This is a genomic window from Pseudomonas sp. P110(2024) (assembly GCF_057480795.1).
Map to the genome: position 1 here is coordinate 90,880 of NZ_JBLIYT010000017.1, position 12,504 is coordinate 103,383.

Here is a 12,504-nt window from a genome sequence, read left to right on the forward strand (position 1 = left end):
GGGATGGCGGAGTCGATGGCAAGCAGTATGGGCAGGCGCGAGGTGATCGGGTGGCTGGGCGTCGGTGCGCTGGCGCCGCTGCTCGGTGCCTGTTCCACGCTGCCGGGGCCGCGTGGCGGCAGCGACCGGGCGCTGGACCTGCTGTATGTGGCCGACACCCTCGATGCCCGTCAGCCGGGCCAGGCCGTGGTGCCGGCCACGCGCCTGGGACCGGTCAGCCACCTGGGTCGTGCACCCTGGATGAGCGGGCCCAACGCCAGTGCCGGGCAACCGGAGCTGGCGCCATTGCTCGATGCCCGCCTGGTCGGACAAGCCCGTACGGGTGGTTACGCGGTGCTGGCAGCGTTGCTCGAACAATTGCGCGCCGAAGCTGGCAGTGAGCACTGCCTGACCTTGGAGAACGGCCAGTGCTGGAACGGCAGTGGCCTGGCCTACCTCACTCAGGGCGAAAGCGGCGTGCAGGGCAGCCAGCTGCTGGGCAGCGAGGCGCGGGTCAGCAGCGATGAGCGGGTGCTGTGGCCGCAGCGCAGCGCCGGGCTCTATCGCCAGTCTTCTTCTATCACCCTCGGCGCCGGACTGGCCGACACCCAGGCCAAGGCGCTGGGCGTTGAAGGCGTCAAGGTGTTCCAGCGTGCTGGTGTGCGCATTGCGGTTGTGGGGGTTACCGACCCTTACGCCCAGGACCAGAAAGCCTCCCTGAAACAGTGGTACCAGTCCCTTCAACCGAGCTTCCAGCAGGCCCGGCGCGAGGCCGACCTGGTGGTTGCGCTGGCGGATGTCGGTACCGGCCCCGGTCTGTGGCTGGCCGAGCGGGTGCCGGAAGTGGATGTGCTGCTGTGCGCCCGTGGCCAGGACCTGTGGCCCGCGCCGGTAATGGCGAGCCAGGCCAGTGGCCGGCGGGTGCCGGTGTTGTTCGCGGGCTGCCGGGCCAGTGGCGCGTTTCGCCTGCGTTGCCGCCATACCGGTGGCCAGTGGCAGTTCGAGACGCTTTTTTTTCCGGCCTTCGAGCACAGCCTCGGACCGCAAGCCCAGGCCCGCGCCAGCCAGCTGCGCGGCGAACTGCAACGCCAGCGCAGCGGCCACGCCGCTTGGCTCGACCAGCCCCTGGCCCGCGCCCCCGAGGCGTTGTGGCGCCGCGATACCCGTGGCGGTAGCTGGGACCGCCTGCTGCACCAGGCATTAGCCGACGATTCGAGCATGCCGGTGCTGCTGCCCGGTCTGCGTTACGACTTCCCGCTGCGGGCGGGTGAGCCGATCACCCGTGAACACCTGATCAGCCTCACCGGTGGCTACCCCGCGCCAGTGGTCGAAGCCCCGGCGCGCCAGGTCGAACAGGTGTTGGAGAACGCCGCTGAGCAACTGTTCGGCGACCCGTTGCTGCTGGACAACAGCCAGGACCTGCCACGCTGGCAGAGCCAGGACTGGCAGGTGAGCTACAGCCCCAACGGCAAGCGCATCATCGGCCTGCAGCCGGTGGAGGGCCTGTGCCGCACCTTCGGCCTGCACTTCGACGCCCAGGCCGGCGTACCGCTGTGGCAGACCCTGGAAGCCTGGCTGACCCGGCAGACGCCGGGCTGGGCGCTGGCCACCCTGCAATTGCCGGCGGTGCGCTACGTCCAGGGCCATCCGGGCTGGCACCCGCACCAGGTGGCGGCGTGACCTCGCGCCTGGTCACCTTCGCCTTGCTGACCCTGGCCGGCTGGCTGGCGGCGCAATGCGTGCTGCTGCTCAGCCGCCAGCCGCTGCCGGCCACTGCGCCCGTTCAGACGGACGTTGCGCTGCCGGGCCTGCTGGTGGAGCACTGGCAGGCTCCCGTCGATGACGGAAGTATCCCCATCACCCGCCTGCCCCTGGCCTACCTGGGCGGGCTCAAGGCCCAGCCGCTGTCGGCCAGCGTGGTGGTGCTGCGCCACGGCCAGCAGGTGCGCACCCTTGGCCGTGGCCAGCGCCTGGCGCCGGGCATCGTGCTGCAGGACATCGACGCCGATGGCCTGATCTTCGACAACAACGGGCGGCGCGAGCGCCTGCCCTGGCCGCCACGCCCCGCCGTGACCGGCTTCAAGCGCCAAGGATGAATGATGATCGCAAGGTACTGTCTGGCCGGGCTGCTGATGCTCGGCATGTCCCTGGCCCGGGCCGAAGAACCGGAAGTGTTCGCCGACGACGGCACGCCGCTGTACGAGGTCAATTTCGTCGACACTGAGCTCGGTGAGTTCATCGACAGCGTGTCGCGCATCACCGGCACCACCTTCATCGTCGACCCGCGGGTGCAGGGCAAGGTCACCGTGCGCACGGTCGATCGGCATGACGCCGACGCCATCTACGATATCTTCCTGGCCCAGCTGCGGGCCCAGGGTTTCGCCGCCGTGGACCTGCCCAATGGCAGCGTGAAGATCGTTCCCGACCAGGCCGCGCGCCTGGAGCCGGTGCCGGTGGAAAGCGCCGGCAAGAAATCCGAGGGCAGCGATGGCGTGGCCACCCGCGTGTTCAATGTGCGCAACGCCGCCAGCGAGCAGATGCTCGGCATCCTCAAGCCACTGATCGACCCACGGGTCGGCGTGATCACCCCGTACCCGGCCGCCAACCTGCTGGTGGTCACCGACTGGCGCAGCAACCTGGAGCGTATCGACAGCCTGCTGCGCCAGCTCGACCAGGTCAGCGACGAGCCGTTGCAGGTCATCCCGCTCAAGCACGCCAGCGCCGCCGACACCGCGGGCCTGGTGACCCGCCTGCTGGCCCGCGAGCAGGGCAGCGATGCCGCCCAGGTGGTCGCCGACCCGCGCAGCAATGCCTTGCTGGTACGCGGCAGCGCCGACAGCCGCGAGCGTGTGCGGGCCTTGCTGGCCCAGCTCGACCGGCCCGGCGACAACCTGCGCAGCAGCAATACCCAGGTCATGTACCTGCGCCACGCCAACGCCGCCGAGGTGGTCAAGGTGCTGCGCGGCCTGAGCCAGGCCGGCGCGGTGCCAGCCGCCGAAGGCGAGGGCAAGGACGCAGCGCCGGTGCCGGCGACCAGCGATTCGGGGATCCGCCTGGAGTACGAGGAGGGCACCAACGCCGTGGTGATGGTCGGCCCGGACAGCGAGCTGGCTGCCTTCCGCAGCATCGTCGAGCAGCTGGACATCCGCCGGGCGCAGGTGGTGGTCGAGGCGATCATCGCCGAGGTGTCCGACAGCAGCGCCCAGGAGCTCGGCGTGCAGTGGCTGTTCGCCGACGAGAAGTTCGGCGCCGGCATCGTCAACTTCGGCGGCAATGGGGTGAACATCGCCAGCATCGCCGGTGCCGCCAGCAGCGGCGACAACGAAAAACTCGGCAAGCTGCTGTCGGCCACCACCGGCGCCACCGCCGGCATCGGCCATATCGGCGGCGGTTTCAACTTCGCCATGCTGGTCAACGCGCTCAAGGGCAAGAGCGGCTTCAACCTGCTGTCCACGCCGACCCTGCTGACCCTGGACAACGCTGAAGCGTCGATCCTGGTCGGCCAGGAGGTGCCGTTCGTCACCGGCTCCGTCACCCAGAACAATGCCAACCCCTACCAGACCATCGAGCGCAAGGAAGTGGGGGTGAAGCTGCGCATCAAGCCGCAGGTCAATGTCGACAACAGCGTGCGCCTGGACATCGTCCAGGAGGTGTCGTCGATCGCCGACTCCAGCGCCGCCAGCGATGTGATCACCAACAAGCGCGAGATCAAGACCAAGGTGATGGTCGAGGACAACGGCCTGGTGATCCTCGGCGGGCTGATCAGCGACGAGCTTGCCACCAGCAACCAGCGCGTGCCGCTGCTCGGCGACATTCCCTACCTGGGCCGGCTGTTCCGCTCCGACGCCAGCAAGAACACCAAGCAGAACCTGATGGTGTTCATCCGCCCGCGCATCCTGCGTGACGGCGAGAGCCTGGCCGGCCTGAGCCAGCAGAAGTACCAGAGCCTGCAACAGAACACGCCGCTCAAGCTGCCGTCCCTGGCCGAGGGCCTGCCGTTGCTGCAGGTGTTCCCCTCCAGCCGGGCGCGCCTCGAAGGCGGTGACTGGTGATGCTGCCTTATCGCCTGGCGCGCCAGAGCGGCGTGGCCATGGCACCGGCCGAAGGCGGCTGGCAGTTGTGGTTGCGCAGCAATGCCGACAGCGACCAGTTGCAGGAGCTGTTGCGCGTGCATGGTCTGCCGGTCAGCCTGGAGCGCCTTGACGGCGCGCAGTTCGACGAGCGCCTCGGCCAGCTCTACCAGGCCGGCGAGGCGGCGAACGAGGCCTTGATCGAAGGCATCGGCGAGCAGGTTGACCTGGACAGCCTGATGAGCGAGATGCCGCGCATCGAGGACTTGCTGGAAAGCGACGACGAAGCCCCGGTGATCCGCCTGATCAACGGCCTGTTTGGCCAGGCCTTGCGCCTGCGTGCCTCGGATATCCATATCGAGACCTTCGAGCAGAGCCTGGTGGTGCGCCTGCGCGTCGACGGCCACCTGCGCGAGGTGCTGCGCCCGCCGCGGGCGCTGTCGGCGATGCTGGTGTCGCGGATCAAGGTCATGGCCCGGCTTGATATCGCCGAGAAGCGCCAGCCCCAGGACGGCCGCATCACCCTGCGCGCCGCCGGGCGCGAGGTGGATGTGCGGGTCTCGACCCTGCCCGGCATCCATGGCGAGCGGGTGGTGATGCGGGTGCTCGACAAGCAGGCCAGCCTGCTGGCGCTGGACAACCTGGGCATGCCCGCCGCCGTGCTGCGCGGCCTGCGCGGCTGCCTGGCGCGGCCCAACGGCATCGTGCTGTCCACCGGCCCCACCGGCTCGGGCAAGACCACCACGCTGTACGCCAGCCTCAACAGCCTGAACGACGGCAGCCGCAACATTCTCACCGTCGAGGATCCGGTCGAGTACGCCATCGCCGGCATCGGCCAGACCGCCATCAACCCCCGCGCCGGGCTGACCTTTGCCAGTGGCCTGCGCGCAATCCTGCGCCAGGACCCGGACGTGATCATGCTCGGCGAGATCCGCGACCAGGAAACCGCGCAGATCGCCGTGCAGGCCAGCCTCACCGGGCACCTGGTGCTGTCGACCCTGCACACCAACAGCGCCCTCGGCGCGGTGACCCGCCTGCGTGACATGGGCATCGAGCCGTTTCTGATCGCCTCGTGCCTGCGCGGCGTGCTGGCCCAGCGCCTGGTGCGGCGGCTGTGCAGCTGCGCGGTGGCTCGGCCATTGCAAAGCGCCGAGCGCGAGCTGTGGCCGGAACTGGGCAGCCTGCGCGAGAGCTTTCACCCGGTCGGCTGTGAGCATTGCCAGGACAGCGGCTATGTCGGCCGGTTGGGGCTGTACGAATTCATCGAACTGGATGCCGGGCTGGTCGCGATGCTCTACGACGGCGAAAGCGAGCTGGCCATGCAGGCCTACCTGGATGGCCGCCGGCAGAGCCTGGTGGCCATGGCTAGCGATTGCCTGGCCCGTGGCGAGACCAGCCTGGCCGAAGTGCTGCGCGTGGTGCAGGGCTGAGCATGCCGACCTATCGCTATCAGGCCGTGGACATGAACGGTAAGGCGCACAAGGCCAGCGTGCAGGCCGACAGCGAGCGGCATGCGCGCCAGTTGCTGCGCGAGCAGGGCCTGTTCGCCCGGCAGTTGCAGCGCAACGATAGCGCGCAGCCCCGTCGCCAGCGCCTGACCCGCGCCCAGCTGTGCGAGCTGACCCGCCAGCTGGCGACCCTGATCGGTGCCGGTATCCCACTGGTCGATGCCCTTGCGACGCTGGAGCGGCAACTGCGCCAACCAGCCCTGCATGCGGTGCTGGTGACCCTGCGTGGTTCACTCGCTGAAGGCCTGGGGCTGGCCCGCAGCCTGGCACGCCAAGGGGCACCGTTCACCGGGCTGTACTGCGCGCTGGTCGAGGCCGGCGAGCGCTCCGGGCGCCTGGGCCAGGTGCTGGCGCGCCTGGCTGATCACCTGGAGCAGGTGCAGCGCCAGCGCCACAAGGCCCGTACCGCGCTGATCTACCCGGCGGTGCTGATGGGCGTGTCGCTGGCGGTGGTGATTGGCTTGATGACCTTCGTGGTGCCCAAGCTCACCGAGCAGTTCGCCCATTCCGGGCAGAACCTGCCGCTGATTACCTCGCTGCTGATCGGCATCAGCCAGGGGCTGGTCCAGGCCGGGCCGTACTTGCTGGCGCTGGCGATCGGGCTGGCAGTGGCCGGTGGCTGGCTGCTGCGCAAGCCGCACTGGCGCCTGCGTCGCGACGACCTGCTGCTGCGCCTGCCGCGTGTCGGGGCGCTGCTGCAGGTGCTGGAGAGCGCGCGCCTGGCGCGCAGCCTGGCGATTCTCTGCGGCAGTGGCGTGGCCCTGCTCGAAGCCCTGCAGGTGGCCACCGAGACGGTCGGCAACCTGCGTATCCATGCCGCCATGGCGCAGGTACGCCAGCAGGTGCAGGGCGGCACCAGCCTGCACCGGGCGCTGGACGGCGCCGGCCAGTTTCCGCCGCTGCTGGTGAACATGGTCGGCAGCGGCGAGGCCAGCGGCACCCTGGCCGACATGCTCGAACGCGTGGCCGATGACCAGGAGCGCGGCTTCGCCCGCCAGGTGGACACCGCCATGGCGCTGTTCGAACCGCTGATGATCCTGGTGATGGGCGCGGTGGTGCTGTTCATCGTGCTGGCGGTGCTGCTGCCAATCATGCAGCTCAACCAGGGATTGCAACTGTGACAAGGAGACTTCTCATGCAACAACGACGCAACCGCCAGGGTGGCTTCACGCTGATGGAGATCATGGTGGTGATCTTCATCATCGGCCTGTTGATCGCCGTGGTCGCGCCCAGCGTGCTGGGCAACCAGGACAAGGCCATGAAGCAGAAGGTCATGGCCGACCTTGCGACCCTGGAGCAGGCGCTGGACATGTACCGCCTGGACAACCTGCGCTTCCCCAGCAACGAACAGGGCCTGGCGGCGCTGGCGAAGAAACCGACCCAGGAACCGCTGCCGCGCAGTTGGCGCAGCGATGGCTATATCCGTCGACTGCCAGAGGATCCGTGGGGTACGCCGTACCAGTACCGCATGCCCGGCGAGCATGGCCGGGTCGATGTCTATTCGCTGGGCGCCGATGGCCAGCCTGGTGGTGAAGGCCTGGATGCCGACCTGGGCAACTGGGCGCTCTGAAATGCGTGCCCGAAATGAGCGCAACTGCGTGGGAGCGGGCTTGCCCCGCGATGGCAATGTTGGCCATGCCATCGCCATCGCGGGGCAAGCCCGCTCCCACGCTACCCCGATCCAACAGTGTGGCTTCAGCCTGCTCGAACTGCTGGTGGTGCTGGCCATCGCCGCACTGATGACCAGCCTGGCGGTGGCCTGGCTCGACAGCGGCAGGAGCAGTGTCGACCAGGCCCTCGACCGCCTGGCCGCCGCCACTGTGGCCCAGGCCGACCTGGCGCGCCATGCCGGGCAACTGCGGGGGATACGCTGGAACGGTCAGCGGCCTGAGTTCGTGCGCCGTCAAGGTGATCAATGGCAGGTGGAAGCCGTTGCATTGGGCGATTGGCCCAAGGGCCTGCGCCCGGACTGGCCAGCCAGCCAGACGCCCGTGCTGCTGTTCACCCCCGATGGCTGGGCCCGCCCGGGCACTGTGCGCTGGCGCTGGGCCGAGGGCGGCCGGCGTTGGGACTGGGACCGCAGCGGCCAGTTGCGCGTGAGCGTGATGCCATGAAACGCGGGCAACGGGGCTTCACCTTGCTCGAAGTGAGTGTGGCCCTGGGCATCGCCGCGGTCCTGGCGGTGATCACCAGCCAGGTCCTGCGCCAGCGCCTGGCCGTGCAGGACACCGTGCAGCAGCATCGCCTGGGCCTGCTGTGCGCCCGCGAGCTGCAGGCGCGTTTCGCGGTCGAGCAGTACTGGCCGGCGGCCAACCAGGACAGCGGCGTGCTGGTCGAGGGCGGGCAGGCCTGCCATTGGCAGCTGCAGTTGCGTCGTACCGGGGTGCGCGACCTGCGTCGTGGCGAACTGTTGCTGCATGCCGACCGCGACCAGCGCCTGCCGCTGGGGCAGTACACCGTGTTCCTGGAGCGGCCATGAAGCGGCGCCAGGCAGGCATGACCCTGATCGAACTGCTGGTGGCCCTGGCCCTCACTGCATTACTCGGGGTGTTGCTGTCGGCGCTGGTCAACGGTTGGCTGAAGGTGCGCGAGCGGCTTGACGAACAGGTGCGCGAAACCGGCGTGCTGGATTTCTGCCTGGCCCTGGAGCGGCGTTTCGATAGCCCGGTGCTGCGCCGCCTGTATGAACAGCGCCTGCCGCTGGCGCCGCGCTGGCTCGACTGGCAACCCGACCGCCAGCAACTGCTGTGGGTGGCCGCCGCTGCCTGGCCCCAGGCCGAGGGCGGCTCGCGCCTGCAACGCCAGCGTTTGCGTTTCGAGTCTCGCGAACAGCGCCTGCTGCTGGAAACCTCGGCCGAACTCTACGCCGCCGCAGCCCCGCAATGGGTGATGCGCGAGCGGTTGGAGCGGGTCAGCGCGATGAACATCCTCTACCACCAGTCCGGCCGCTGGCTGGCCTGGCCTTCCGAACAACCGGCGCACCCCGGACGGGGTGTGCGCGTGGAGCTAGTGCGTGATGGAGCACCGTCTACCTGCACCTTCGTTCTGCCCTGGGGGCGCTCATGAAGCTTGAATGGCGCCGCCGGGCGCCGGCACAACCCTGGCTGTTGCTGCGTCCAGGCGAGGTCTGGGAGTGGCTGCTGGTGATCCAGGGCCGTCCGGTGCGCGAGGGACTGGGGGAGCCACCGCCAGGGCTCGAGGCGCGCGTCGCCCTGATCGTTCCCGGCGAGCAGTGCAGCCACTTCCAGCTGGCCGCGCCGCCCGGGCTCAAGCGCGAAGAGTGGCCGTTGCTGGTCGAGGACCGCTTGCTGCAAGGCGCCGATGATGTGCTGTGTGCCTGTATCGGGCGTCACGCGGGGCAGGTGCAATTGCTGGTGGTGGCGCGGGCGAGGCTGGATGAATGGCGTGCGCAGTGCTCCGCCTGGGCGCTGCCGGTGGAGCGTTGCTGGGCTGAGTTCCAGCTGCTGCCCGACAGCGTGGGTGCGTCGGGTTGGCATTGGCGGCGAGGGACGGTGAGTCTGTACAAGGCCCAGGCACGTTGGTTGGCCTGGCCACAGGTGCTCGGTTTGCCGCCTACGTTGGACTGGCTGGCCGACGACGCTGAATGCATCGAGGGCCCATGGCCAGAAGTGCTGGCGCCGCTCGATGGCCTGTCGGGGGTGTTCGAGGCGCGACAGGCCCGCTCACGCCCGCGCTTGCAGGGCGGGCATTCGCGCCTGGCCGTCGCCTGCCTGGCGCTAGCCCTGGCGTGGGGCGGACTCTGGTGTGCGCAACAGTGGCGACAGGCCCAGGTCTATCGCGCCCAGGTGCTGGCGGTGACCGGTCCCCAGGCGACACCACGCCAGGCGGCGCTGGCGCTCAAGCGCCTGCGGGACGACGCCGGTGAAAGCCAGGTGCGCCTGCGTCTGCTCGACGCGGTGCAGGCGCAGGTCCATGCCTGGTTGAACGATCACCCTGGCTGGCAGGTGCGGACGGTGCGGTACGACGGCCAGCGCTGGCACCTGGAGCTGGAAGGCGAGGGCACAGGCGCGCCCTGGCAGGACATGGCCACGGCGATTGGCGTGCACGTCCAGGTGGAAGACGAGGAACGCCGCGTGGTGTTCGACTTGGGGAGCGCAGCATGAACCGTGAATGGTTGCAGCAGCATCGGCTATCGCTGGCCTGGGGAGTCGTCGCGCTGTTGGTTGCGCTGCTGGCGCTGCGCGAGGGCATCGCCTATTGGCGTGAGCAGGCGCAGTGGCGGGCGCTGGCCGAATCGTTGACGGCGCAAGCGCAGCAACCCGCATTGACCCTGGAAGGGCTGCACCAGTCGGCCCAGGCGCGACACATCGAGCTCGCCGAGGTGCAGCCCGAGGACGAAGGCTGGCTGGCGCGTGGCAAGGTGGCCGATGCCCAGGCGCTGCAAGGCTGGTTGCAGGCCCTGCGCGATGATGGCGCGCGGCCTTTGCAGTGGGGATTGGAGCGGGACACCGAGGGGCTGCGCTTTACCGTGCGGCTGCGGCCATGAAGCGGCGGGCTGGCCTGTGGATGGCCCTGGTGTTCTGCCTGACGCTGTTGGCCGAGCTGCCAGCGCGTTGGTTGGTCGCCGGGTTCGGGCTACCGGCCGAGGGCGTGAGCGGCAGCCTGTGGCAAGGGCAGGCCGAGCGGTTGGGTGCGGCAGGACCGGTGCAATGGACGTGGCGAGCATGGCAGCGCGACCTGCAGGTTCGGTTGGTTTTTCAAGGTCAGGGTTGGCAAGGGCGCCTGAGCGGCTGGCCGTGGCGTTGGCAGGCCGGGCTGCAGGCAGTGGGCGCGCAGCCCAGCGCGGCCCTGGGATACCGCCTGACCGGGCAGTGGCAAGGGGGCATCAGCCTGCAAGGCTCGGGGGAGCGTTGCCTGGCCGCCGAAGGGCGGATCACGGTGGCCGACCTGGCCTTGAGCGCCCCGTGGTCCCTGGGATTGGGGCAGGGGACGCTGGAAATGGACTGTCGCCAGGGCTGGCGGCTGGTCGCGGGGCTGGTTCGCCAAGGCCAACACCAGCTCGGCCTGGAGGCCGACCTGGTGGCACGGCGGGCGCAGCTCGATTTCGCAATGTCGGCCGATGCCGGCCTGACCCCGGTGCTGCGCGGCCTGCAATGGCTGGGGCCGGAAGACACTATTGGGCAGCGTGGGCTGAGCTGGTAGCTCAAATGCTCAGGGACCACTGGGCTATCCAGAAACCGTGTTCCAACGCCTTGCGCCGTCGATCGCTGGCATGCAGGGCGCGCTGGTAGTCCAGGCGCAGGCTGCTGCGTGGGACGATCAGTTCAATACCCACCGAGGCACCGGTCAGGCGCTGGGAGGGACTCTCGCGCATATAGCGGGCCCAGCCATGGTCAAGGCCTATCGATGGGCGTGCTTGCACAGGCCAGGTCCAACCCGAGGGCAGCGGCTGACTGAGGGTGTTGCGCCAGACGGCGGCACTGGCGCCGGTCACGTTGTGCTGACGAAAACCGCGCACGGCCGAGTGATCGCTGAGCTGCTGCTGTTCGATCGCGGGCAGGACATCGGTGCTGAATTGCAGGGCCAGTTCACTCTGCCAACGCCATGGGTGCTCGGCAGGGCCTTGGCGCAGGTGCAGGAGGTTGGCGCGGTACTTTGTGAAGTCCGGACGGGGCGCACGCTTGTTGTGGTGGGGCTGGTCGGCGCCGAACCAGTCCACGCCCTTACTCACGCCCAGGTACAGGTTCCATAGCCCGCTCTCCAGCCACAGCAGATTGAGGCCGGCATCGACGGTACTCAGGGTCGGGCTCTGCAGCGCCAGTACCACCGGGCCAAAGCGGTTGGTCAATGCCTTGCGGTCCACGCGGGTGCTGGCACTGAGCATGCCTTGGCGATTGCGCCAGAGCACACGCTCCGCGCCAAGGCCGAAAAACTCGTTCTCGCCATTGCTGCTGTAGCGGGTCCGGGGCAACGGGGCACTGTAGCGCATCTGGCTGGCGTTGAGGCTGAAGGTCCAGGGACCGTGAGGCAGGCTGTAATGGAGGCTCAAGCCTTCGGTTTGTCCTGGTGCTTCGAAAACGGTCCGGTTGAACGACAGGCGCAGGTCGTCGTTCAAACCCAGCGGGCTGTCCAGGCCCAGGCCCAGGTTCAGACGATGGCGGCCGGTCGTTTCACCGCCACGGTTGTCGATGCTGGCGTCCAGGTGCACGCGTGAGCAGACCTGCCGAGGTTTGATCACGACGCGGGTCCCCCCTTGCAACTCCCCAGGCAGCAGGGCCATTTCCAGGTCGTAGGCGCGCAGACGATTAAGTTGGTCGAGGCCTTGCTCAAGATCCGGCAAATGCAGGGGGCGGCCGAGTGTGCCTGGAAACGCGTTGCCCAGTGACAGGGGCAGGCCCTGGTCAGTGATTTCGATCGATTCTATGAAGCCCTCGACAATCACGATATCCAGTGGGGCGCCATGTTCAGGGGGGCGTGCAACGTAGGGGCGGCTGGTGGGATAGCCGGCCTGCACGTACTGCTGGGTGATTGCCTTGAGCAATCGGTCGATTTCTGCTGCGCCCATGCATGAGGACGACAAGGCGCGTACGGTGGGTTCAAGGTGCTGGGACCGAAGTGTTCGGTTGCCCGCCAGTCGCACGCCACTCACTGCCCAGCAGCGTTGACCCTGTTCGGTGGACGGTGTTTCGCTTCGGTGTGCTCTGTCGATGGGCCGTGAATGTTCCCAGCGTTCGAGCCGTCGGTCCTGTTCCAGTTTTCGCAGTGACTGCTGTTGGTCGCGTAGGTCCTGGCCGGCCGGATCGATCCAGCGTGGAGCCGCTACTACCGCCGATGGGCAGGCCAGGAAGATACTGGCAAGCAGGATGCTCGCGGCTCGGTATGAGACGCGGCTGAAAGTGCGGGTGTTCATGGGTCTGGGTCCGATACCGGTCCTCGCCAGCTCGGCGATTCAGGGTTGGATGGGGAGGTGCAGCGGCCTGTGGGCC

The 12,504-nt window shown here is 68.5% G+C and carries 13 protein-coding genes; 12 read left to right on the forward strand and 1 reads right to left on the reverse strand.

Annotation, left to right across the window (positions count from 1 at the left end; genetic code table 11):
* Nucleotides 1-15: 15 nt before the first annotated feature.
* From AC25ND_RS23695 to AC25ND_RS23750, 12 genes are read left to right on the forward strand one after another with little or no spacing between them, the layout of a single operon-like run.
* Complete coding sequence (locus tag AC25ND_RS23695) at nt 16-1,659, forward strand: bifunctional UDP-sugar hydrolase/5'-nucleotidase (RefSeq protein WP_486976614.1); 1,644 nt, start codon at nt 16-18, stop codon at nt 1,657-1,659.
* Nucleotides 1,656-2,075, forward strand: coding sequence for a pilus assembly protein PilZ (locus AC25ND_RS23700; RefSeq protein ID WP_036986278.1), 420 nt, complete (start codon nt 1,656-1,658; stop codon nt 2,073-2,075). Before AC25ND_RS23695 ends, AC25ND_RS23700 begins: the two co-directional genes overlap by 4 nt.
* A gap of 3 nt (nt 2,076-2,078) precedes the next feature.
* On the forward strand, nt 2,079-4,031 hold the full coding sequence (gene gspD, locus AC25ND_RS23705; protein ID WP_062360529.1) for a type II secretion system secretin GspD: 1,953 nt from the start codon (nt 2,079-2,081) through the stop codon (nt 4,029-4,031).
* On the forward strand, nt 4,031-5,479 hold the full coding sequence (locus tag AC25ND_RS23710; protein ID WP_486976617.1) for a GspE/PulE family protein: 1,449 nt from the start codon (nt 4,031-4,033) through the stop codon (nt 5,477-5,479). Before gspD ends, AC25ND_RS23710 begins: the two co-directional genes overlap by 1 nt.
* Nucleotides 5,480-5,481: 2 nt before the next feature.
* The gene (gspF, locus tag AC25ND_RS23715) at nt 5,482-6,678 is read left to right on the forward strand and encodes a type II secretion system inner membrane protein GspF (protein WP_088851970.1); all 1,197 of its coding nucleotides are present in this window, start codon (nt 5,482-5,484) and stop codon (nt 6,676-6,678) included.
* Nucleotides 6,679-6,692: 14 nt separating this feature from the next.
* The gene (gene gspG, locus AC25ND_RS23720) at nt 6,693-7,127 is read left to right on the forward strand and encodes a type II secretion system major pseudopilin GspG (protein ID WP_062574990.1); all 435 of its coding nucleotides are present in this window, start codon (nt 6,693-6,695) and stop codon (nt 7,125-7,127) included.
* A 1-nt stretch (nt 7,128) separates the two neighbouring features.
* A complete protein-coding gene (gspH, locus tag AC25ND_RS23725) occupies nt 7,129-7,671 on the forward strand; it encodes a type II secretion system minor pseudopilin GspH (RefSeq protein ID WP_186597356.1) in 543 nt (180 codons plus the stop codon).
* The gene (locus AC25ND_RS23730; protein WP_028691606.1) at nt 7,668-8,036 is read left to right on the forward strand and encodes a type II secretion system protein; all 369 of its coding nucleotides are present in this window, start codon (nt 7,668-7,670) and stop codon (nt 8,034-8,036) included. The genes gspH and AC25ND_RS23730 overlap by 4 nt, the downstream gene beginning before the upstream one ends.
* Nucleotides 8,033-8,623 (forward strand): prepilin-type N-terminal cleavage/methylation domain-containing protein, encoded by a 591-nt coding sequence (locus tag AC25ND_RS23735; protein ID WP_186597353.1) that lies wholly within the window; start codon nt 8,033-8,035, stop codon nt 8,621-8,623. The genes AC25ND_RS23730 and AC25ND_RS23735 overlap by 4 nt, the downstream gene beginning before the upstream one ends.
* Nucleotides 8,620-9,681 carry a GspL/Epsl periplasmic domain-containing protein gene (locus AC25ND_RS23740; protein WP_069016789.1) on the forward strand — a complete coding sequence of 354 codons (1,062 nt, stop codon included), beginning with the start codon at nt 8,620-8,622 and terminating at the stop codon, nt 9,679-9,681. Before AC25ND_RS23735 ends, AC25ND_RS23740 begins: the two co-directional genes overlap by 4 nt.
* On the forward strand, nt 9,678-10,064 hold the full coding sequence (gene gspM / locus AC25ND_RS23745) for a type II secretion system protein GspM (protein ID WP_062360486.1): 387 nt from the start codon (nt 9,678-9,680) through the stop codon (nt 10,062-10,064). Before AC25ND_RS23740 ends, gspM begins: the two co-directional genes overlap by 4 nt.
* On the forward strand, nt 10,061-10,720 hold the full coding sequence (locus AC25ND_RS23750; protein WP_186597351.1) for a general secretion pathway protein GspN: 660 nt from the start codon (nt 10,061-10,063) through the stop codon (nt 10,718-10,720). The genes gspM and AC25ND_RS23750 overlap by 4 nt, the downstream gene beginning before the upstream one ends.
* Before the next feature lies 1 nt (nt 10,721).
* Here the strand turns inward: AC25ND_RS23750 and AC25ND_RS23755 are convergent, their stop codons facing one another.
* On the reverse strand, nt 10,722-12,428 hold the full coding sequence (locus AC25ND_RS23755) for a ShlB/FhaC/HecB family hemolysin secretion/activation protein (protein ID WP_186597349.1): 1,707 nt from the start codon (nt 12,426-12,428) through the stop codon (nt 10,722-10,724).
* Nucleotides 12,429-12,504 lie beyond the last annotated feature (76 nt).